The 23,541-nt window shown below is 32.7% G+C and carries 23 protein-coding genes; 3 read left to right on the top strand and 20 right to left on the bottom strand.

Annotation, left to right across the window (positions count from 1 at the left end; translation table 11 throughout):
* Positions 1–219 precede the first annotated feature (219 nt).
* A complete protein-coding gene (locus HM992_RS12385; protein ID WP_179319887.1) occupies positions 220–1,005 on the bottom strand; it encodes a tRNA pseudouridine synthase A in 786 nt (261 codons plus the stop codon).
* 110 nt (positions 1,006–1,115) lie between these two features.
* Between HM992_RS12385 and HM992_RS12380 the strand changes: the two genes are divergently transcribed.
* The 3 genes from HM992_RS12380 (at position 1,116) to HM992_RS12370 (ending at position 3,615) form a co-directional block, all read left to right on the top strand.
* Positions 1,116–1,775, top strand: a complete 660-nt coding sequence (locus HM992_RS12380) for a hypothetical protein (protein WP_179319886.1) — start codon at positions 1,116–1,118, stop codon at positions 1,773–1,775.
* 5 nt (positions 1,776–1,780) lie between these two features.
* Positions 1,781–2,572: a LytTR family DNA-binding domain-containing protein gene (locus tag HM992_RS12375; RefSeq protein ID WP_179319885.1), complete on the top strand. Its 792-nt coding sequence runs from the start codon at positions 1,781–1,783 to the stop codon at positions 2,570–2,572.
* 95 nt (positions 2,573–2,667) lie between these two features.
* Positions 2,668–3,615 (top strand): DUF5694 domain-containing protein, encoded by a 948-nt coding sequence (locus tag HM992_RS12370; RefSeq protein ID WP_179319884.1) that lies wholly within the window; start codon positions 2,668–2,670, stop codon positions 3,613–3,615.
* 92 nt (positions 3,616–3,707) lie between these two features.
* Here HM992_RS12370 and HM992_RS12365 read toward each other — a convergent pair whose 3' ends face one another.
* The 19 genes from HM992_RS12365 to lpxD form a co-directional block, all read right to left on the bottom strand.
* On the bottom strand, positions 3,708–5,450 hold the full coding sequence (locus HM992_RS12365; RefSeq protein WP_179319883.1) for a T9SS type A sorting domain-containing protein: 1,743 nt from the start codon (positions 5,448–5,450) through the stop codon (positions 3,708–3,710).
* A gap of 155 nt (positions 5,451–5,605) precedes the next feature.
* Complete coding sequence (hisIE, locus tag HM992_RS12360) at positions 5,606–6,202, bottom strand: bifunctional phosphoribosyl-AMP cyclohydrolase/phosphoribosyl-ATP diphosphatase HisIE (protein WP_179319882.1); 597 nt, start codon at positions 6,200–6,202, stop codon at positions 5,606–5,608.
* Positions 6,203–6,287: 85 nt separating this feature from the next.
* Complete coding sequence (hisF, locus tag HM992_RS12355; protein WP_179319881.1) at positions 6,288–7,043, bottom strand: imidazole glycerol phosphate synthase subunit HisF; 756 nt, start codon at positions 7,041–7,043, stop codon at positions 6,288–6,290.
* 68 nt (positions 7,044–7,111) lie between these two features.
* On the bottom strand, positions 7,112–7,846 hold the full coding sequence (hisA, locus tag HM992_RS12350; RefSeq protein WP_179319880.1) for a 1-(5-phosphoribosyl)-5-[(5-phosphoribosylamino)methylideneamino]imidazole-4-carboxamide isomerase: 735 nt from the start codon (positions 7,844–7,846) through the stop codon (positions 7,112–7,114).
* A gap of 68 nt (positions 7,847–7,914) precedes the next feature.
* On the bottom strand, positions 7,915–8,496 hold the full coding sequence (gene hisH / locus HM992_RS12345; RefSeq protein WP_178985280.1) for an imidazole glycerol phosphate synthase subunit HisH: 582 nt from the start codon (positions 8,494–8,496) through the stop codon (positions 7,915–7,917).
* Positions 8,497–8,554: 58 nt separating this feature from the next.
* Positions 8,555–9,688 (bottom strand): bifunctional histidinol-phosphatase/imidazoleglycerol-phosphate dehydratase HisB, encoded by a 1,134-nt coding sequence (hisB, locus tag HM992_RS12340; protein WP_179319879.1) that lies wholly within the window; start codon positions 9,686–9,688, stop codon positions 8,555–8,557.
* 89 nt (positions 9,689–9,777) lie between these two features.
* Positions 9,778–10,827, bottom strand: a complete 1,050-nt coding sequence (gene hisC, locus HM992_RS12335) for a histidinol-phosphate transaminase (protein WP_178985278.1) — start codon at positions 10,825–10,827, stop codon at positions 9,778–9,780.
* Positions 10,828–10,883: 56 nt separating this feature from the next.
* Positions 10,884–12,173, bottom strand: a complete 1,290-nt coding sequence (gene hisD / locus HM992_RS12330; protein ID WP_179319878.1) for a histidinol dehydrogenase — start codon at positions 12,171–12,173, stop codon at positions 10,884–10,886.
* A gap of 2 nt (positions 12,174–12,175) precedes the next feature.
* Complete coding sequence (gene hisG, locus HM992_RS12325; protein ID WP_178985276.1) at positions 12,176–13,033, bottom strand: ATP phosphoribosyltransferase; 858 nt, start codon at positions 13,031–13,033, stop codon at positions 12,176–12,178.
* A gap of 268 nt (positions 13,034–13,301) precedes the next feature.
* A complete protein-coding gene (locus tag HM992_RS12320) occupies positions 13,302–14,117 on the bottom strand; it encodes a prohibitin family protein (RefSeq protein WP_178985275.1) in 816 nt (271 codons plus the stop codon).
* A gap of 10 nt (positions 14,118–14,127) precedes the next feature.
* Positions 14,128–16,161 (bottom strand): vWA domain-containing protein, encoded by a 2,034-nt coding sequence (locus HM992_RS12315; protein ID WP_179319877.1) that lies wholly within the window; start codon positions 16,159–16,161, stop codon positions 14,128–14,130.
* A 49-nt stretch (positions 16,162–16,210) separates the two neighbouring features.
* Complete coding sequence (fabG, locus tag HM992_RS12310; protein ID WP_178985273.1) at positions 16,211–16,957, bottom strand: 3-oxoacyl-[acyl-carrier-protein] reductase; 747 nt, start codon at positions 16,955–16,957, stop codon at positions 16,211–16,213.
* A 196-nt stretch (positions 16,958–17,153) separates the two neighbouring features.
* Complete coding sequence (gene sucD / locus HM992_RS12305; protein ID WP_178985272.1) at positions 17,154–18,026, bottom strand: succinate--CoA ligase subunit alpha; 873 nt, start codon at positions 18,024–18,026, stop codon at positions 17,154–17,156.
* A 75-nt stretch (positions 18,027–18,101) separates the two neighbouring features.
* Positions 18,102–18,443, bottom strand: coding sequence for a nuclear transport factor 2 family protein (locus tag HM992_RS12300; protein WP_179319876.1), 342 nt, complete (start codon positions 18,441–18,443; stop codon positions 18,102–18,104).
* On the bottom strand, positions 18,443–19,378 hold the full coding sequence (locus HM992_RS12295) for a UDP-3-O-(3-hydroxymyristoyl)glucosamine N-acyltransferase (protein WP_179319875.1): 936 nt from the start codon (positions 19,376–19,378) through the stop codon (positions 18,443–18,445). Before HM992_RS12295 ends, HM992_RS12300 begins: the two co-directional genes overlap by 1 nt.
* 89 nt (positions 19,379–19,467) lie before the next feature.
* Complete coding sequence (efp, locus tag HM992_RS12290) at positions 19,468–20,034, bottom strand: elongation factor P (RefSeq protein WP_178985270.1); 567 nt, start codon at positions 20,032–20,034, stop codon at positions 19,468–19,470.
* A 168-nt stretch (positions 20,035–20,202) separates the two neighbouring features.
* Complete coding sequence (gene lpxA, locus HM992_RS12285; RefSeq protein WP_178985269.1) at positions 20,203–20,988, bottom strand: acyl-ACP--UDP-N-acetylglucosamine O-acyltransferase; 786 nt, start codon at positions 20,986–20,988, stop codon at positions 20,203–20,205.
* Between the two features lie 93 nt (positions 20,989–21,081).
* Positions 21,082–22,488, bottom strand: a complete 1,407-nt coding sequence (locus HM992_RS12280; RefSeq protein WP_178985268.1) for a bifunctional UDP-3-O-[3-hydroxymyristoyl] N-acetylglucosamine deacetylase/3-hydroxyacyl-ACP dehydratase — start codon at positions 22,486–22,488, stop codon at positions 21,082–21,084.
* Complete coding sequence (gene lpxD / locus HM992_RS12275) at positions 22,475–23,503, bottom strand: UDP-3-O-(3-hydroxymyristoyl)glucosamine N-acyltransferase (protein WP_178985267.1); 1,029 nt, start codon at positions 23,501–23,503, stop codon at positions 22,475–22,477. Before lpxD ends, HM992_RS12280 begins: the two co-directional genes overlap by 14 nt.
* Between the last annotated feature and the right edge of the window lie 38 nt (positions 23,504–23,541).

Raw genomic sequence — 23,541 nt, 5'->3', positions numbered from 1 at the left:
AATTTCATGTAGAAATTAACATCTTACTATTTATTTTACATGGAAAAATAAATAAGCACTATATGTACTTATTTCATGTAATATAAACGGAAAATAAATCTCTTTATTTAAAATGCTAAGATTTTTGAATTTGGATAACTATATGTTATCAATTCAAGATAATAAAGCAAAACCAACCAATTATAAAAGGTATTAGTTCAATAGAATTAATACCTTTTTTTATTCAAAATTAACGGAATGTAGAATTAAACCAGAAGCTGGTGCAATATAATCCATCACTTCCGTACTTTCCATTTTCAAAGTATCTTCTATATAACCTAAAGTAACGTCTCCTCTTCCTAATTTAATTAAGCAGCCAACCATTAATCGGATTTGGTTTCGCATAAAACCTTTACCTACAACTTTTAACACATAAGATTTCTCAGGGAAAAAATTGGCTGTATATATATCGTTGTCTACAATTTCTGAATATTCAATGGTCCTTATATATTGTCCTTTATCTGTAGCGCGATAGCAATAGGTTCTAAAATTATGATGACCTTCAAATAATTTAGCACCTTGTTTCATTAAATCAACATTAAGCGGCTCAAGAATTGTAGTTAAAATTGGTGCACAAAATGGGTGATTTTTTTGACCTTCTGAAAATACATAGTGGTATTCCTTTAATTTGGAGTCTTGAATAATATTAAATTGCTTATCAACTTCTTCAATAGATAAAGCTCTAATATCTTGAGGCAAATTAAGATTGAATAAATCCAAAAATGCATCGAAATCTTGAAGTGGCTCGTTATATACAAATAACTCTAAAGCGGCTTCATTTGCAGACACCATGGCATCTGTTCTGCCAGCACCTAAAGTTTTAAACCGCGTATCTTGAAAAATAAATTTTAAAGTACGATCTATCATTAGATGTACCGTTTTAACATCAGGTTGCTTTTGCCAACCATGAAAACGATAACCTAAATATTGAATTTTTATAAGATAATAGTAGCGTTTATCAAACATAATGACAAGAACGTAATTTTATTGACGATTCCAAAAGCAATGCTTATATTTATGATTATTATAATCATATGAGATGTAATTTAATCGTATTATTCATTTTCTTTAGCTTAATGAATTGCGAAAAGGAAAAGGTTAAAATAAAAAAAGGTCAAATTGAAATTGAAGAGTTATACATCAAATATAAACCTGAAGAATTCAACCTTAATCGAAGTTATATCATAGAATCCATTGACGACTCTGAAATTTATAATTATAAGCGCCTAACAGATTCTAATTTTAAACTACCTTTTGGACCTTACAAATTGGTTTATTCTACATTTTACAAACAAGAAAACAACATTGACTTTACAATAAATAGTAAAAATACTAAAGTCATTTTTTATCAAGATTCATTAGATTATTCTTTAATTAAAGACACCAAATGTTGTTTGCTTATCGATGCATTAAAAGAAAATGAAATACTTAATCTTTACACAAATAGCTCTGGCTGTTTCTTATCTTATAGTACAAAATTAGAATTATATAAAAAAGAATCTGAATATTACATCAACACAAATTATCACAAGAATAAAAAACTGAATGCCAATCAAGTTAGACGTTTACGCGAGTTTGAATTTGAAGTTTACAACCTAGACTTAAGCGACTATTATTGTACTACTACTGAAAATTATTTATTTTTAAATTCAACTAGTAATGAGTTTGTAAGTGCCAACAATGGTTCTTGTCGTTACTATGGTTATCATTATTTAATGAAAAGCTTAGAAGAATAAAACCTATGAAATATCCGTTTGATCCTTTAATTAAACACCATGTGATAATTAGTTTACTATTGGCAATTTGGGTATTTGTATTTTTATACTTCACAGAACCGCTCGACGTCAATCAATTGTCTACTAATGAAAAACTTATTTACTTACCTGGCTACGGTTTAGTTGCCGGCTTTTGTTATTTGCTCTTTTTACCATTTCAAACCTATTTATATCAGAGGTTGAAAAAGCAATGGATGGTTTTAAGCGAACTTGTTTTTATACTCACCTTTTCAATAGTATCTATCCTAATTGCACGCTGTTATTATTTATATATAGTGGTAGCTAATGAACCTAACCCCTACACTTTAGGATATATGCTTACTGCAATTTTACTACCTGCAGTAGCTACAATTTTGCCAATTATATTAATTGGACGTTTTAGTTTCGGAAAATATTATGAAAAGCAAATAGACGATCAAAAAATTGAAATTAAAGGAGAAGGTAATTATGAAGGATTACGTTTACAATTAAATGACGTGATTAGCATTCAATCGTCAGACAATTATATTGAAGTTTTTCACCTCTCAGGCCCTAGCTTAAAGAAAACATTAATTAGAAATAAGCTATCAGTTATTGCAGAGGAATTTCCAGAATTACTTCGTGCACATCGCTCTTATCTTATTAATCCTTTTCATTTTCAACGTTGGAAAACTGAAAATGGAAAGCTTTTGGTAATCCTTAATCATCATGTAGAGGTACCCATCTCCAAAACGTATAAGACTCATATAAAAACGATGATTAATTCCACCACAAACTAAGGTCATTTCACCCCAAACACCTATTAATACTGTATTAATAGCATTTTCAAATGTAAGTTTGCTTCAAGAAAGTTTAACACTAAAACGCATTAACTATGAGAACGCTATTCACTTTAATCATCGTATTATTTATTTCAACATTAAATGGAAACGCTCAAGAAGCTCAAAAAGAAATCTTAATTGTAGGCACCATGCATACGGTTCCAAATATTGTAAAGAACAGTTACAAACCCATGTTAAGACGTGCTAAAAAATATAATCCTACAGCCATCTATGTTGAAAGTCCACAAGGTAATGACACCTTGAGTTGGGACTATTTAAAAGAGGGTTGGTCTAAAAACTACAAAGCCTTTTATTATTTATCAGATTCTATTCAACAGGTTTTTACTCCAAATATTGAAAAATACAATGCTATTTTAGAAAAATCATTTTCCGATATGACTTCTGAAGATTTAGATTTTATGATTACATCTTTTGCTTACCATAGAGATAATGCCAATCATGAATTCTACACTTATATTAAAAAGTATGGTATAGACGGCTCTAAAAAACCAACACGATATGAAGACGGAGACTTAACTTTTAAACTCGCCTTAAATAAAGAGATAAAACGACTGACTTCAATGGACGACCAACAAACCAATGGTGAATATCATGATGCTTGGTCTAAATGCAGCAAAGAAGGACAATCAAACGGTAATAATGCTATTAATGTTAAACTAAATAAGAAGGCTTACAATTCTGCTATTATTCCTGCCATTTTTAGAGGATTAGGAAAACATACCAATAAAATAAAATCCTTAGAACAATTACATAAATCGAGTTCTTTTACATACGTTACAGTTCAAACTGAAGGTTGTACTGAAGGCGAAATTTATTGGAACGAACGCAACATGCGAATGGCAAAAAACATAGGAGAACAAGTTATGGCATCAGATTCAGAACGAAATATTGTTATTGTTGGAGCCTCTCATGTTATCGGATTACAAAAGGAATTACAAGCTAATTATCCTGAATTAAAAATTGTGCTTGCTGGTGAATAAACTTTCTTAAAATTACCGCAAAAACAAAACAGCCATAATTATTAAATTATGGCTGTTTCTAATTAAAGTAGTTTTTTTTCCAGATATAAGAATTATCTAATTATTAATTTTTCTATGCGTCTTTCATTTGTATTATTATCTAACTCTACAATATATACACCAGAGCTTAATTGACTAACATCGATAGATTGAGTTGCGTTATTGGTATTCAAAACATTAGTTAGAACAAGACGACCGTTAGTATCAAATAATTTTGCTACAGTTTTGTTATGCAATTGACCCTCTATATTAATTGTCCTTGTCGCATTGTTAGTATAAATTTTCACTAACTCAACATCTACATCAATAGTACTAAGTGTGGTAGTTTCAAATCTAAGATAGAATCGTCCAGTTCCGCTTAAATCATTAACAGGAGTAAATATGTAGTCCGTTGTATTTAATAATGTTACCGTTTCATTTACTGTATCTTCTAAATACATATTAGTACTATCCGACATATCGCTTTCTACAATACTAAATGTTAGCTCTTCTCCTTGATTCGCATTTACTCCCAATGGAACTACAACGTTACTCATAGAATCATTATTTAATGCTTGAATAGCTAAAGCGAGATTTGCATCACCTTCAATCAAATTAGAATAAATTGAAAATACAGGCGGGTTTGTTCCAAATATACCAGCATCGTAACCTGGATCTAAACCGTCCGAAGCATTACTGTTGAAATAAAAATCGGTATTATAATTAGAACTACTAGAGCTTAATTTCAATTTTATATGTCCATAGTGTGATGATGATGTTGAAGACCTACCAGCAATAAAATCATCTGTAGATCCTGTACGGCGCATGGAAGTTGTAAAATCTATAAGTCCACCACCTATTTTCGCTTTTACAAAGAATCCTTGACCAGGAGCAATTAATTCAGAAATTTCTGAAGCTGCTATTGTTGCAGAATTCCAAACAGCCCAACCATCAGAAGCATCACCATCATACCCATAAATTGCTTTTTGATTAGCGTCTAATTGTGAAACATTCTCAATAAAAAATGCTTCAGCATCAATATAAGAAGGATATGGGTTACCTATAAGGTTCCAGGCGTCACCCGATACAGCGTCTGAAAGTACAATACCTGTAACATCGCCAGTTTCTGCTATACCTGTAAATTTCAAGAAATCTCCTCCAGGAGTTAATGTTGCGGCTCTATACCCTTTACCAGTTTCTATTGTAGTTAAGGCATTGACTAATATATCATAATTCTCATAAGCTCCAGCCATTGTATTGTAAGGTGCAAAAGCTCTTAAATCATTAGAGAATGGTAGCGTTAATATATTGGTAGCTGCAAAAGCAGGAAATAATTCACCTGAAACAGGTGATGAGACTAAATCATTTGTACCAATTTCCTCAGTAAAACGGTTATAAGTTACAACAGGATCACCTACAATTGTTCCATTTGAAATAAAACTGGAATACATATTAGATTGAGAATTCATTATAACTGCAGCTACAGTTAAAGTTACCCCTACATCTATAGTTAAAGATGCTCCTGCACTTACCGTAATTTGATCACATATAGTATTCGCAGACACTACCAAATCCCCATTTAAAATTAAAATGTGTCTAGTATCTAAGTGAGCTACTGAACCAATAGGATTTAATCCATCAACCCAACCATTATCATAAGTAAAAATACTCGGGTCATCTACATATGTAGCATTGAGTAATTCATTGTTTGATATAACATTTATTGCTGATGTTACTTTTAAGTTTTCATGTGCTTTGGATAAATTAAAAACACTTAGAAATAATAAAATAACTAAAGTAGGTTTAGATTTTTTCATGAGATTTGGTCTTTTTGTTCAGTTAATGATGGACCAAATTTATGTATAATAAAAAATTATAACCGATTAAAAGTCAATATATTCGACGAAATTCACCATTTGTAATACTGCCCCTACTTTTAAAAAACACGACATACTTTTCGTCTAAGAAATGGTTACTTTCGTCTATTGAGCACAGACACCACATTTTTCAATTTGAACCCTTTTGCCTGTAAAAGCATCAAATAATGGAACAATAAATCGGCACTTTCTTCTAAAAACAAGTCATCATTATCATCTTTTGCCTCTATAACAACTTCAACAGCCTCTTCTCCAACTTTTTGAGCCACTTTATTAATTCCTTTGGCAAATAATGATGCGACATATGATTTTTCAGAATCACCTTCTTTTATTCTAGAAGCTATGGTCTCCTCAAGCATTGAAATAAAACCATAAGTTTCTTCGTTAGTTTCATTCCAACACGTATCTGTTCCTTTGTGACATGTTGGACCTTCTGGACTCACTTTAATTAATAACGAGTCGCTATCACAATCCAACTTAATGTCTACCAAGTTTAAAACATTTCCACTCTCTTCACCTTTTGTCCAAAGTCGTTGTTTGGTTCTACTAAAAAAAGTAACTAATTTAGTATCAATAGTTTTATTTAAAGCTTCAGCATTCATATAACCTAACATTAATACTTTGTTAGTATTATTATCTTGAATAATTGCTGGCACAAGACCATCTGAGTTTTTATTGAAATCTACGTTCATAATATTTTTTTGCCATTCCTGTGAAAGCAGGAATCTATTTTTATTAATACTCTATTTTTGATTCCTGTCTGTACAGGAATGACATTTATAATCTTACAGGTATATCCTGTTTATTTAATGCTTCTTTTAAATCTAAAATCGGAATTTCACCAAAATGAAAAACACTTGCTGCTAATGCTGCATCTGCTTTTCCTATTTTAAATGTATCGACGAAATGCTGAATTGATCCTGCTCCACCTGAAGCAATAATAGGAATATTCACTAATTCTGATAATTTAGCCAAAGCTTTATTTGCAAAACCAGCTTTTGTACCATCATGGTTCATGGATGTAAAGAGAATTTCACCCGCTCCTCGCTCTTCTACTTCTTTCGCCCACTCGAATAATTTAATTTCAGTTGGAATGGTTCCACCTGCTAAATGGACGAGCCATTCCCCATCAACTTCTTTAGCATCAATAGCAACAACTACACATTGACTTCCAAATTTATCTGAAAGTTCATTAATAAGTTCTGGTCGTTTTACAGCAGATGAATTAATAGATACTTTATCCGCACCACAATGTAATAAGTCATCCACATCTTCAACTGATGAAATTCCACCACCAACTGTAAAGGGAATATTGACTTGTTCTGCCACTTTTAAAACCATATCGTGCATTGTTTTACGGTTTTCTAGAGTCGCTGCAATATCTAAGAATACTAATTCGTCTGCACCTAAATCAGCATATTGTTTAGCCAATACAACAGGATCACCTGCATCTCTTAAATCTACGAAATTGACACCTTTTACGGTTCTACCGTTTTTGATGTCTAGGCATGGGACTATCCTTTTTGTTAACATATTTTAGGTTTTAGGAATGAGCCTTTAGATATTAGCTAAAAGCTAACAACAAAAGACCAATTGCTATTTTATATAAATCGTTCCAGTTCCTTTAAACTTATCCTATTCTCGTAAATCGCTTTTCCGATAATAACACCTTCACAACCAATAGTTTTTAGGTCTTCTAAATCTTGAATTCCCGAAACACCTCCGGATGCAATAAGTTTAATAGATTGACTTGAACTATTATTGCTACAGTCTTTAATAATCGTTTTATACAATTCAAGTGAAGGTCCTTCGAGCATGCCATCTTTTGAAATATCTGTACAAATCACATATTGAACACTTTTTTTCTGGTAGTTTTTAATAAAAGAAATTACCTCTTCATTACTTTCTTCCTGCCAACCATTAATCGCGATTTTACCGTCATTACTATCCGCTCCTAATATGATTTTTTGTGGTCCGTATTTTGACAACCATCCTTCAAATGTTTCCATATCACTAACCGCAATACTACCACCTGTAATTTGTTTGGCTCCACAATTAAACGCAATATTCAAATCTTCATTAGATTTTAATCCACCTCCAAAATCAATTTTCAAATTTGTTTTTGACGCGATTAATTCTAAAATTTTATAATTGACAATATGTTTGGCTTTAGCGCCATCTAAATCTACGAGATGTAAATATTCAATGCCTGAATCTTCAAACGCCTTAGCGACTTCTAACGGATTCTCGTTGTAAATTTTTTTAGTGTTATAGTCTCCTTTTGTTAGACGAACACATTTTCCTTCTATAATGTCTATGGCTGGTATTATTCTCATGTATATGGCTTTTAACCTTTGGCATTTAGCTATTAGCTGAGGACTAATAGTTAAAACAAAAAGTCTTCTTATAATTTTAAAAAATTCTTCAATAATTGTTCTCCGGCTTTACTACTTTTTTCCGGATGAAATTGCACTCCATAAAAATTGTTATTTTCTAATGCAGAAGCATATTCAAATTCGTAATCTGAAGTTGCAATAGCTTCATCACACTGTTCTGCGTAATAACTATGCACAAGGTACATGTATTCTTCTTCTTTTATATCTTTAAATAAATCTGACTTAAGATTAGAGATGGTGTTCCATCCCATTTGTGGCACTTTTACCTTATTAGAGAATCGTTTTACATTCACATCAAAGATTCCTAACCCCTTTGTATTACCCTCATCTGTATGTTTGCACATTAATTGCATACCTAAACAAATGCCCAAAACGGGTTGTTTTAAAGTTGGAATTAGTAGATCTAAACCGCTTTGTTTTAGTTTTATCATTGCCGAATTTGCTTCACCAACTCCCGGAAAAATCACTTTATCAGATGTCATAATTTCCTCTGGGTTATCAGTTAATACCGCTTCGTATCCTAAACGCTGAAAAGCGAATTGAATGCTTTTAATATTTCCTGCTCCGTAATTTACTATTGATAGTTTCATTTTTCTGCTTTTAGCTTTTGGCTTTTGGCTATTAGTAAATGGCTAACAGCTAAAGGCTTTACAGCATTCCTTTTGTCGATGGTAAAATCATTTTTTCAACATTTTGTTTTACCGCCATTTTAATCGCTTTTGCAAACGCTTTAAAAATGGCTTCAATTTTGTGATGTTCGTTAGTACCTTCAACTTTTATGTTTAAGTTACATTTTGCTCCATCTGTAAATGATTTAAAGAAATGATAAAACATTTCAGTTGGCATTTTTCCAATCATTTCACGTTTAAATTCGGCTTCCCAAACGAGCCAATTTCTCCCTCCAAAGTCAATACCGACTTGCGCTAAACAATCATCCATTGGCAATGAAAATCCATAACGTTCTATACCTAATTTATTTCCTAATGTTGTCGCAAACACTTCACCTAAAGCTATTGCTGTATCTTCAATAGTATGGTGCTCATCAACCTCTAAATCACCATCAACCTTTATATTTAAATCTATCTGACCATGACGCGCAATTTGATCTAACATATGATCAAAAAAAGCGATTCCAGTATCGATGTCGCTTTTTCCTGTACCGTCTAAATTTAAATCAATTTTAATTTTTGTTTCGTTGGTGTTACGCTCAATACTTCCGACACGTTCCGTTGTTTTCAAAAATTCATAAATCACTTCCCAATCATTGGTTTCTAAAGCAATGTAATCTTTAAGTTCAGTATTACTTATGGTAACTTCATCGGTTCCTAAATTGGTGTTATCGTTTATGAAAATTCCTTTTGCACCAAGATTTTTTGCTAATTCAATATCTGTTAGTCGATCTCCAATGACAAAAGAATTCTCTAAATCATAAGGTTCAGAAAAATATTTGGTTAACAAACCCGTATTTGGTTTACGAGTTGGTGCATTGTCTTTTGCAAAAGTCCGGTCTATAAATTGCTCTTTAAAAACAACACCTTCAGCTTTAAAAGTTTTTAGCACAAAATTATGAACAGGCCAAAACGTGGTTTCAGGATAGACATCTGTTCCTAAACCATCTTGGTTGGTAATCATTACAATTTCGAAATTCAATTCTTTAGCAATTTTGCTTAAAAATTGAAACACTTTTGGGTAGAATTCTAATTTTTCAAACGAATCTATTTGTTCATCTGCTGGTTCCTTTATTAGTGTACCGTCTCTGTCTATGAATAATACTGGTTTCATATGTTACTGTCATTCCTGCGCAGGCAGGAATCTAATTTTAGATTAATAATATATTTGTGGATTCCGCATCAAGTACGGAAAGACCAACATTATGATAATTGAATTAATGTCTGAATTAACTTTTCATTTTCTTCTTTTGTGCCTACTGAAAACCGTAAACAATTTTCACACAAAGGTTGATTGGTTCTATTTCTAACCACAATTCCTTTTTCAATCAATTGCTGATAGCGTTGATTAGCATCATCTACTTTTGCCAGAATAAAATTAGCATCCGAAGGAAATACATTTTGTACAAAAGTAATTGACGTCAAAGCTTTACTCAGTTTTTCCCTTTCATAAATTATGCTTTTCACTTCATTATGAACAGAATCTATATCATTTAAACGATCCAAAGCTTTAGCTTGAGTCAATTGATTGATATTATATGGTGGTTTTATTTTATTTAAAATTGAAATTATATCCTTAGAAGCATAACAGATTCCCAATCGAATTCCGGCTAAACCATATGCTTTAGATAAGGTTTGCGTAATTATCAAATTTGGAAATTCATCCAAGCGACTTAACCAACTTTCTTTTGTTGAAAAATCAATATATGCTTCGTCAATAACCACAATACCTTGAAATTCATTAATCAATTCCTCTATCTTTATAGCATCAAAACTATTGGCTGTTGGGTTATTAGGGGAACATAAAAATAAGAGCTTTGTATGTGTGTGCGCCGCTCTTAGAATTTCATCTGTATTAGGCTGAAAATCCGATTCTAATTCAATTTCAATATTTTCTACTGCATTTAGATTTGCCAAAACATCATACATGCCGTAGGTTGGAGGAAGCGTAATTATATTATCTTTTTTAGGCTCACAGAATACTCTAAATATTAAATCTAAGACTTCGTCGCTTCCATTACCTAAAAGGATTTGGTTGCTCGAAATTCCTTTTAATTCAGACAAACGTGCTTTAACATTGGTTTGCTGAGGATCTGGATACCGATTCACATTGGTGTTAAATGGATTCTCGTTAGCATCAATAAAAACCATACCTTCGGTGATATCCTTATATTCATCTCTTGCTGAGGAATAGGGTTTAATGGATTTTATGTTCTCTCTTATGAGATAATTTAGGTTGAAATTTTTCTTCATTATAATTGCTTCTCGATACAATTTCTCGTTCCTCGAAATCACTCGAAGTGACGACATTACTCGTTCAATAAATCTATTAATCTTAAGCTTACTGCATTTTTATGTGCTTGTAAACCTTCGGCTTCTGCCATCAATTCTATAGCATATCCTATATTCTGAATACCTGTTTTTGATATTTTTTGAAACGTCATACTTTTTTGAAAACTATCTAAATTAACTCCAGAATACGCTTTAGAAAAACCATTTGTTGGCAATGTATGATTGGTTCCAGAAGCATAATCACCAGCGCTTTCAGGTGTATAATTACCAATAAAAATAGAACCTGCATTACTAATATATTCTACAAAGAAATCATTGTTTTGTGTTGCAACAATAAAATGCTCAGGACCATATTCATTAATAAGTTCAATGGCTATTTCATTAGAATCTACAATAATAGATTTAGAATTGGCTATGGCTTTCTCAGCCATGGCTTTTCTAGGCAAAGCTTGTAATTGCTTTTCCACTTCTTTAGAAACACCATCTGCAAAATCTTGAGACGTCGTTACCAAAATCACTTGACTATCACTACCATGTTCCGCCTGACTCAATAAATCTGAAGCTACAAAAGCTGCATTTGCAGAATCATCTGCCATCACTAAAAGCTCACTAGGACCCGCAGGCATATCAATAGCAACTCCATATTTTGTCGCTAACTGCTTGGCAACCGTTACAAACTGATTACCTGGGCCGAATATTTTATAGACTTGCGGAATTGTATCGGTTCCGAAAGTTAATCCTGCAATTGCTTGGATACCTCCTACTTTTATAATTTTAGTGACACCACAAAGATTAGCAGCATATAAAATCTCATTAGCAATTTTCCCTTCTTTATTTGGTGGTGAACACAATACGATGTCTTTACAACCTGCTATTTGAGCTGGAACTGCCAACATTAAAACCGTTGAAAATAATGGAGCTGTTCCGCCTGGAATATATAAGCCTACTTTTTGAATAGGTCGTTTTTCTTGCCAACACAATACACCTGGTACAGTTTCAACTTCTACTTTTCCTGTTTTTTGAGCTTTATGGAATTTTTCAATATTCTCTTTAGCTAATACAATAGCTTCTTTTAAATCTTCACTGACTAACTGTGAAGCCTCTTCAATAGCTTGTTTAGAAACGAGATTAGATTCTAACGCAACACCATCAAATTTTTGAGTGTACTTTTTAATGGCGTTATCTCCTTCACGTTGAACCTCATCAAAAATTTGATTGACAGTCGCTTCAATCACTTCAACAGATTGCGTAGGACGTTGAAGCAATGTTGACCAAGTTGATTTTTCTGGATTACGATATAATTTCATATTTAAAGTACCATATTTTCGATAGGACAAACTAAAATACCTTCTGCTCCATTCGCTTTTAATTCATCAATAATATTCCAAAAATCATTCTTGTCTAAAACTGAGTGCACCGAACTCCAGCCTTCTTTGGCTAAAGGTAAAATAGAAGGACTATTCATTCCTGGAAGGATTTTTATGATATCGTCTAATTTATCATTTGGCGCATTAAGCAGTACATATTTACTTTCTCTTCCTTTTAAAACAGACTTTAATCGAAATTGAAGTTTATCAATTAAAGCTTGATTTTCTTCAGAAATTTTAGGTGATGTTGCTAAAACTGCTTCTGATTTTAGAAGCACTTCTACTTCTTTTAGTCCGTTTTTAAAAAGCGTACTTCCACTAGATACGATATCGCAAATCGCATCTGCAAGACCAATATTTGGCGCTATTTCAACAGAACCATTAATGATGTGTAAATTGGCTTTAAGTCCTTCTTTTTCTAAAAATTGATTCACCGTATTAGGATACGATGTGGCGATTCGTTTTCCGTCTAAATCTTTTAAACTTTTCGCTTTTGATGATTTTGGAACCGCAATAGAAACTTTACATTTTGAAAATCCTAAACGTTCTACAATCTTTAAATCATTTCCTTTTTCTATTAAGACATTTTCACCTATTATGGCTGCATCTACGACTCCATCTCTAAGATATTGTGGAATATCACCATTTCTTAAATAGAAAACTTCTAGTGGAAAATTACGCGCTGAAGCTTTAAGTTGATCTTTACCATTATCAACAGAAATTCCAATTTCTTTTAGAATTTTCATGGAATCTTCATTAAGTCGACCCGATTTTTGTACGGCAATTTTTAATTTACTCATTTTTAAATTTTGATTATGTCTAAGATTTCAGCATGAGATTATAAAACAAAAAACCCATCTGATTTCTCAAACGGGTTTTAAAATATATTTTGAACTTATTCAATACAGATTCACCTCGCTTGATTGCTAGTATGAAAATGATGATGAAATTGAATAGTTGTCATGTTTCTTATTGTTACTACAAATATTGTTAATTTAATTTTAGTAATCCTAATTTTAATTCAAAGAAAACAAATTTTTAACATATTAATAGAATTTGCATCTTCAATTATTGATTTCCTAAGATAATTGGTAATCCACTATCTCCAGAACCAATAATAATGGTTTTGCTATTTGGCGATTCAGAAAGTTTTACTGTCGCTTCAATTCCTTTATCTTGAAGAATCTTATCTGTTAAAGATGCACTTAAAATTCGGTTAGCGTCAGCTTTACCTTGTGCGTCGATAATTACTTTTTCAGCTTCTTTTCTAGCACTTTCAAGTCTAAATTCATACTCTAATGATTCTTGCTCTTGTTTCAATTTACGCTCAATTGCTTCTTTAATTGTCGGAGGTAAAGTAACATCTCTAATTAAAATATCGTTTAATTGAATAAACTGTGGTTCTACTATTTTTTTAGTTTCCTCATAGATTTCCTCTTGAATCGCATCTCTTTTACTAGAGTACAACTGCTCTGGTGTATATCTACCAACAACACTTCTTGCCGCACTTCTAATCGCTGGTTGAAGTACACGACTTAAATAATCTTCACCTTTTTGGTTGTGTAATTTTCCTAAACTTTTAACATCTGGTTGATACAGAATAGATGCGTCTAGTTTAATATCCAAACCATTAGACGATAATACCGCCATTTTTTCTGCAACTTCTTGCTGACGCGTTTCATAATCGATGACTCTATTCCATGGCGCAATAACATGAAATCCTGGACCTAATGGTGCTTTATCTGGATTTACACCTCCACTAAGTGTTTCGTATAGTACACCTGCATGACCAGAGTCTAAAGTAACAGCAGACTTTGCTAAAACGATAATTAAAAGCACAACTCCGATTAAAATCGGTAATCCAATCTTTGGTAATTTCTCCATTTTATTCTTTTTAAATTAATCCGTTATATTTTCTAATAAACCACTCAATAAAAAGGCTTAACGCGATCAAACCAAGTAGATATTTCCAATCTATCAAAGGTACGATATTTTTAGTGCTTTTTTGTATTGTTTTATAGCGATTATCACTTAATAACCTGTTTATTAATTCAGTTGTTTGTGACGGAAAATATGCACTACCATTGCTATTAGCTGCAATTGATTTTAATTTAGTGATATCCGCATTTAAAAATTGCTGTTCTACATTATATTCTAAAATTTGAAAGCTTCCAGAGGCAGATATGGATTCCGAATTATGCTTAATCGTAAAATCATATAAGCCTGCATTGATGCCGCTTAAATCGACTGTGTAATTACCATTATTTAATAAAAGTGGCACTTCTCTTATACTTTCGTCATCCTTGTTATTTAAAACAATACTTAATGAAGCCGAATTATCAAACTCGAAAGTTTTGTTGAAATACTGAGCTGAAATTATAACGTCATCATTACCATTATAGAAGGATTTGTAATCGATATTGATCCGCTTTCGCTTCTTGTTTGAACTTAAATACTGAACTAATTTATTGATAAATTCATCAAAATTATTGAAACTATTCGTATTTATAAATGATTGTGCTCTCCACCTCCAAATGTCTTCTCCATTTAAAATGGCGTGTTTTGTGCCATCAGCTTCAAAGGTTGCTAACAATATGTCTTCGGTTGTAATTCCGTTAACGCTTTTATACAATAGCGTTTCATGCGGAACTAAAATATCAAGTGCTCCAAACTCAGATTTCAATGGCGGAAAACTATTGAAATCTAAATTTTCGACAATGAAGGTTCCGTAGTTTCTGTTTAAACTTGGTTGAAAATTTTCGGTTTGATTGGTAATGGTTTGTTTAAAATAGTCTCGTGTTTGATTAAGCAGATTCCAGCTTGTGGTTTCCCCTGAAATGATAAATGTATTGATTTTTTGTTCCTTGATTTCTTTTAAAACAGAATTGAAGTTATTATTTGGCTGATACAATATAACTAATTGAAAATCATTAATTTTATTTATTACATCTTTTGGCTTTAATATAGAAACACTACGTTGCTCGTTACTTTCAATTGCTTTTTTAAAGGCGCCTAAATCAGGGTGCAAACGATCATAAACTAAAGCAATATTTGTTTTCTGGTCAATGACTTCTACTCCAAAATTCTTAACGTTATTGACTTTGTTTTTTTCATTTTCTAAAGCGACCAACTCAACACGATACGTTTTAACACCAACACTATTCGCCATTAAAGCAGTTGAAATAATTTCGGAAGATTTTAACGCATCAAGCTGAAGTACTTTTCTAAAAACGACAACATTACCAGACCATATTTTTAGTTCTGTATTTATGGGTTCATTACCTCTATAATTCGCGATAATTTCAACAGGAAACTTATTCTTGAGATACACATAGCGATTTACATTCAGTTGTTTGATACTTAAATCGGAATGTACTGTAGAATCCCCTAAAATTATAGGATAGATAGGTTGCTTAACTCCTTTGGCTATATAACTATAATCTGAACCATAGGTTTGATTCCCATCACTCAAAACTATAATTGGAGCGGTTTGATTGGCATACACCTCACCAAATTGCTTTAGAGCCAATGCTAAATTTGATTGGCGCTCATTAAAATTTAAACTATCTAGAGTGGAAACTGATTTTCCAAAACTATAAGCCTGAATATCAAAACGATCTTTTAATTCTGAATTAGTCTGTAACGCAGCAACCACTTCCCTAGCCTTTTCATCTTGTTTTAAATAAGAAACAGATTCCGAATCATCAACAGCAACAACTAATGTTGGTTTTTCATCGAAATAGGTAAAAGATTCAAACTTTGGATTAATGAGTAATAGTAAAATACAAAAGATTGAAATTGTTCTTAATCCTGTAAGTACATATTTAAGATTCGATTTTAATTTTGACTTATACAAATACTGAAACAGCGCTAATAAAAGCGCTGTAATTGCAGCAAGTGTTATGTATATAATTGTTAGTTTATCCATTAAAATCTCACAAATAGCATAAGATTCCTGCCTTCGCAGAAATAAAAGTTTAAGTCAACATTCCACCATCAACATTAAGTGTCTGTCCTGTAATATAGGCACTTAAGTCACTTGCTAAAAACACACAAGCATTAGCAATATCTTCTGGTGTACCTCCTCTTTTAAGTGGAATACCAGCTCTCCAACCTTTAACGGTTGCTTCGTCTAATTTTGCTGTCATTTCAGTTTCAATAAATCCCGGAGCGATGACGTTGCTTCTAATGTTACGCGATCCCAACTCTAATGCTACTGACTTTGAGAAACCAATGATTCCGGCTTTAGAAGCCGCATAATTTGTTTGTCCGGCGTTACCTTTTACGCCAACCACAGAACTCATGTTAATTATAGATCCTTTACGTTGTTTCAACATGGTTCGTTGTACCGCTTTAGTCATGTTAAAAACCGATTTAAGGTTAACCTCAATGACTTTGTCAAAATCGGCTTCTCCCATTCGCATTAAGAGATTATCTTTTGTAATACCTGCATTATTTACCAGGATATCAATAGCACCAAATTCGGCTAAAACATCTTCAGCTAACTTTTGAGATTCGTCAAAATTTGCAGCATTACTTTGATAGCCTTTAGCTTTAATTCCTTTGGCATTTAATTCTTTTTCTAATTCGTTTGCTGCTTCAACTGAAGAGCTATATGTAAACGCAACATTTGCACCATGGTCTGCAAATACTTCTGCTATTCCTTTTCCGATTCCTCTACTTGCGCCTGTAATAATGGCTGTTTTTCCTTCTAAAAGTTTCATGATAAATTTATGATTGGTTAGTGTTACTCTATATTATATAAATAAGGTTTCAAGCAATTCTGAATCTTAAGACCTCAATTCAAAGATAACAATTACAATTTGCACGAAATAAAAAAACCTCACAAGATTTTGTAAGGTTTTTAACAGTTTATGCCGAATAAGATTCAGCATCTATATTTATTAAATAGGTTGTTGATTAGCCTAAAACTTCAGCTACTTTCTTTCCTATCTCAGCAGGAGAATCCACAACGTGAATTCCACATTCTCTCATTATTGCTTTTTTAGCTTGTGCAGTATCATCGCTTCCACCTACAATAGCACCAGCATGTCCCATTGTACGACCAGCAGGAGCCGTTTCACCAGCAATAAAACCAATTACAGGTTTTTTACTTCCACTTGCCTTGTACCAATGTGCAGCATCAGCTTCTAATTGACCTCCTATTTCCCCAATCATAACCACAGCTTCTGTTTCTGGGTCATTGATTAATAATTCAACAGCTTCTTTAGTTGTTGTTCCAATAATTGGATCTCCACCAATACCAATTGCTGTAGTAATACCTAAACCTTGTTTTACAACTTGGTCAGCAGCTTCGTATGTTAAAGTTCCAGATTTAGAAACAATACCAACATTACCTTTTTTGAATACAAAACCTGGCATAATACCAACTTTAGCTTCACCAGGCGTAATTACACCAGGACAGTTAGGACCAATTAAACGACACGCTTTATCTTTGATATAGTTTGACGCTTTAATCATATCTGCAACAGGAATTCCTTCCGTAATTGTGATGATTACTTTAATGCCAGCATCAGCAGCTTCCATAATGGCATCTGCAGCGAAAGCTGGTGGTACAAAAATAATTGTGGTATCAGCACCTACTTTTTCAACAGCTTCTGAAACTGTATTAAAAACTGGTTTGTCTAAATGTGTTTGACCTCCTTTTCCTGGAGTTACACCTCCAACGACATTTGTACCATATTCAATCATTTGTTCAGCGTGAAAAGTACCTTCACTACCTGTAAAACCTTGAACTATTATCTTAGAATTCTTATTAACTAAAACGCTCATTTGATATTGTTGATTTTAAGTTTTATGTATTTCGTTATGCAAAAATAAGAGATTTTAACGCAAAAGCGACCTCTTTTATATATTTATTTCTTCGTATGATTTCATGGTTTTTTTATCGTTTTCATCGGCTTGTTGACTGATTTCAAAACCACAATATAATTTTCCATCTCTTACTTCCCAAAGGGTTGAATAATGAGCTAGAATGGGTTCTGAATATGGATGTTCAATAGTAGTACCAAAAACGGTATGTCTTGTGCCTTCAAAAAACGCTTCGATATCTTTATAATTTAGAAGCGTAAACCCTTGGCTACTTGCCCAATGTAAGTCACTATCTTTATGGAAATATTTAGGAACCATATTAGCATCATTAACTAAATTTGATTCGTAAAAGGCCTTCACAACATCTATAGCTGACATTATAAATTCTTTAATTTTTGAAGTATTTCAGGAATTTTTTTCACATAAGCAAGGTCTTTAAATGAAACTCTAGCTTCTTGAGCAGGAGTACCAAAATATGTTTTGCCTTCTTCCGTAGAATTATTCAATCCAGCTTGTGCATAGATGATTGTTCCTTCTGATATTTTAATGCCACTTTTAATACCAACTTGCCCCCAAATAGTAACATTATCCTCAACCACTACACAACCTGCAATTCCTGTTTGTGATGCAATTAAACACTTTTTACCTATTAGGGTATCATGACCTATTTGGATTTGATTATCTAATTTAGAACCCTCACCAATAGTTGTATCTCCGGTAACCCCTCTATCAATAGTACAAAGCGCTCCTATATCTACATTATCTTTTATAATAACACGACCACCAGATTTTAACTGATCGTAACCTTCCGGTCTATTTTTATAATAAAACGCACTTGCTCCTAAAACTGTTCCTGCATGAATAGTAACATTATCACCTATAATAGCATCATCATAAATACTCACATTCGAATGAATAACACAATTTTTACCAATAGTAACATTATTTCCTATAAAACAATTGGGTTGAATTATAGTACCTTCGCCAATAACGGCATCACTAGCAATAGCACTGTTTGAAGCTTTAAACGGTTTAAAATGGGATGTGATTTTATTAAAATCCCGAAATGGATCATCAGAAATTAAAAGGGCTTTTCCTTCAGGGCAGGCAACATCTTTATTAATTAAAACGATAGTTGCTGCTGACTCTAAAGCCTTATCGTAATATTTAGGATGATCTACAAAAACAATATCACCGGGTTCTACAACATGAATTTCATTAATGCCTAAGATTTCAAAATCTTCTGAACCTCTATATTCACAATCAATTAAGGTTGCAATTTGTTTTAAAGTATGTGACTTCGGGAATTTCATCTGTCTGTATTCAGTATGCAGTATGCAGTCATCAGTATGCCGTTTTTAGTAATTTACAGCAAACTGAGGACTGTGTACTGCTAACTCATTTATTCTTTAATACGTTCTTTATAAGTTCCTTTGTCTGTCTCAACTTTAATCTTATCACCTTCGTTGATAAATAATGGGACATTAACTTCTGCACCAGATTCAACTGTTGCCGGTTTAGTAGCGTTTGTTGCAGTATTTCCTTTGACTCCTGGTTCTGTAGCAGTAACCTCTAATATTACAGAAGCTGGTAAATCTACAGAAAGTGGCATATTATCTTCAGTATTAATTTGAATGGTAACCACTTCTCCTTCTTTCATTAAATCCGTTCTATCAATTGCAGATTCTAATAATCTAATTTGAGTGTAATCTGCTTCATTCATAAAATGATAAAATTCTCCATCATTATATAAATATTGAAATTTATGAGTTTCAACACGAACATCTTCAATTTTATGTCCTGCCGAAAACGTATTATCTAACACTTTACCATTAGTAACACTTTTCATTTTTGTTCTTACAAAAGCTGGTCCTTTTCCTGGTTTTACATGAAGAAACTCTACTATCTTATAGATATCGTTGTTGTATCTTATGCATAATCCGTTTCTAATATCTGATGTACTTGCCATAATATTGCCCACAACAGTGGGTATCTTTTAATTGTTTATAAATTAGATGTTGATTACTTAATAATAACACCCCTAAAGTCCCTTTAAGGGGACATCACTCAGTTCTGATTACTCAAAACCTTAAGTTTATCTAAACTTATTTTTTTGATCTATTTTTTTTTCTAAAACCTAATTCGATTTGAAATACCCTTTCATAATTCCTCGATGCGAATTCTTTATAAACTGCAAAATCTCATCGCGTTCTGGAGTGGCTTCCATTTCTGCTTCAATTAAATCTGAAGCCTGTGTATTATTATAATTTTTTTGATAGAGCATTCTGTAAATATTCTGAATCTCTCTTATTTTTTCTGAAGCATAACCTCTACGTCTTAATCCAACAGAATTAATTCCAACATAAGATAAAGGCTCTCTACCAGCTTTTACAAAAGGAGGTACATCTTTACGCACTAGAGAACCACCAGTTACAAAAGCATGATTTCCTATTGAACAAAATTGATGAACAGCTGTCATACCTGCTAAAATTACATAATCACCCACAGTGATATGTCCGGCTAGTGTACTATTGTTTGAGAAAATACAGTTGTTACCCACAATACAATCGTGAGCAATATGACAATACGCCATAATTAGACAATTGTTACCAATTACGGTTTTCATTTTATCGCTCGTACCACGATTAATAGTAACACACTCTCTAATAGTAACATTGTCACCAATCTCTACGGTTGTGTCTTCATCATTGTATTTCAAATCTTGTGGAACTGCTGAAATAACAGCGCCTGGGAAAATACTACAATTTTTACCTATTCGAGCACCTTCCATAATGGTTACATTACTTCCAATCCAAGTCCCTTCACCAATTTTTACATTATTATGTATCGTTGTAAAAGGCTCTATAACGACATTTTTGGCGATTTTCGCACCAGGATGCACGTATGCTAACGGTTGGTTCATTTTGATATATGTTTTGTTGTTGAGTTATTTGTTGTTGAGTTGGTCGACTTAACGACTAAATAACCCACAGCTTAACTTTAATTCAACGTGTTTTTATTTCACTTTTGATATTTGCGCCATTAATTCAGCTTCTGCACATAACTTACCGTTGGCATAAGCATAACCTTGCATATGACAAATTCCTCTTCGTATTGGTGTAATTAATGAGCATTTGAAAATTAATGTGTCTCCAGGTACTACTTTTTGTTTGAATTTTACTTTATCCATTTTCATGAAAAAAGTTAAATAATTTTCTGGATCTGGAACCGTACTTAATACTAAAATTCCACCTGTTTGTGCCATAGCTTCAACAATTAATACTCCTGGCATTACTGGTGCTCCTGGAAAATGACCTCTAAAGAACTCTTCGTTCATAGTCACATTCTTCATTCCAATAACATGGTTATCGGTTAACTCATAAACTCTATCTATTAACAAGAACGGTTGTCTGTGTGGCAACATATCCATAATTTGATTCACATCCATTAAAGGAACAGAATTCAAATCGACTTGGGGAACATTGTTACGTCTTTCATTCTTTATTAATTTAGACATTTTTTTAGCAAACTGTGTGTTTACAAAATGCCCTGGCTTATTAGCGATAACCTTACCTCTAATACGTGTTCCTATTAATGCTAAATCACCCAACACATCTAATAGTTTATGACGTGCTGCTTCATTTGGATGATGCAAAGTTAGGTTATCTAAAATACCATTTGGTTTAACTGCAATATTGTCTTTATTGAAAGCGATTCTTAATTTTTCCATAGTTTCACTAGATAATTCCTTATCTACATAAACTATAGCATTGTTTAAATCACCTCCTTTTATTAAGCCATGCTCTAAAAGCATTTCAATCTCATGCAAAAAACTAAAGGTTCTGGCATCTGCAATTTCAGTTTTAAAATCCGATACCTTATTAAGAGTTGCATTTTGAGTCCCTAAAACTTTGGTCCCAAAATCTACCATTGTTGTAATTTGGTAGGTGCTTGATGGCATTAAAATTATTTCGCTTCCAGTTTCTTCATCTGTATATGAAACCACTTGCGTAATCTCATATTCCTCACGAAACGCGTCCTGCTCTATAATACCTGCTTTTTCTATTGCTTCTACAAAGAATTTAGACGACCCATCCATAATAGGGGGTTCTGAAGAATCTAATTCTATTAACGCATTATCTATATCTAAACCGACTAAAGCTGCCAATACATGTTCGCAAGTTTGAATGGTTACTCCATTCTTCTCCATACAAGTACCACGTTGTGTACTTGTAACGTAATTAGCATCTGCTTCAATTTTTGGTGAACCTTCTAAATCTGTACGTTGAAATACAAATCCTGTATTTTCCGCAGCAGGTTTAAACACCAATTTTACATTTGCACCAGTATGAAGTCCTACACCTGTAAGGGTAACTTCTTTTTCAATGGTTTTTTGTTTCGTTTCCGTTTTAATTATTGCCATCTACTTTTTTTTCTAATTCATTAATTGTTTTTGCAAGCTTAGGTAAGTTTTTAAAATAAACATACGATTTATTCCAATCACTATACCCAAAAGAAGGAGAACCTTGTAAGACTTCATTATCTTTTACATTTCTTCCTATTCCAGATTGTGCCTGGACTTTCACATTATTCCCTATAACTAAATGACCAGCAATACCTACTTGGCCACCTATTTGGCAATGTTCTCCTATTTTAGTAGAACCAGCAACACCAGACTGTGCTGCAATCACCGTATTTTTACCAATTTCTACATTGTGAGCAATCTGAATTTGATTATCTAGTTTTACACCAAATCTTAAAATTGTTGACCCCATTGTAGCGCGATCTATAGTTGTACCTGCTCCTATATCTACTTCGTCTTCTAAAATCACATTTCCTATTTGAGGAATTTTAGAATAACTTCCATTTTTATTAGGCGCAAAACCAAAACCGTCAGCTCCCACTATAACTCCAGAATTTATAACGCACTTTTTTCCTATAACACAATCCGAATACACTTTAGCACCTGGATAAATTGTAGTATCATCTCCAATGATAACATTATCCCCTACATATGCATTTGGATGAATTTTAACATTTTCTCCAATTGTAACATTATTACCAATGTATGCAAATGCACCTATATATACAGAGTCTGGAACCTTTACTGTTTCTGCAATAAAACACGGTTGTTCTATTCCTGATTTAAGAGATTTAATCCTATCGTAATATTCCATCAACTTTGAGAATCCTTCATAAGCATCCTCAACTTTTATAAGTGTTGTGGAAATCGGTTTCTCTGGCTCAAAACTAGAATTTACAATAGTTATAGACGCTTCTGTAGTATATATATAGTGTGTATACTTTAGATTAGATAGAAATGTTAACGAACCTTGAGTGCCTTCTTCTATTTTAGAAAGTTTAAACACTTCAATATTGGGGTCGCCAACAACTATTCCTTCTAAAATATCTGCGATTTTTTCTGCTGTAAATTTCAATGACAAGATTTTAATACTTTAGTTGCTCTCCGCAAAAA

The sequence above is a fragment of the Winogradskyella helgolandensis genome, assembly GCF_013404085.1.
Classification (GTDB): Bacteria; Bacteroidota; Bacteroidia; order Flavobacteriales; family Flavobacteriaceae; genus Winogradskyella; species Winogradskyella helgolandensis.
This window is presented reverse-complemented; position numbering and strand designations above follow the sequence as displayed.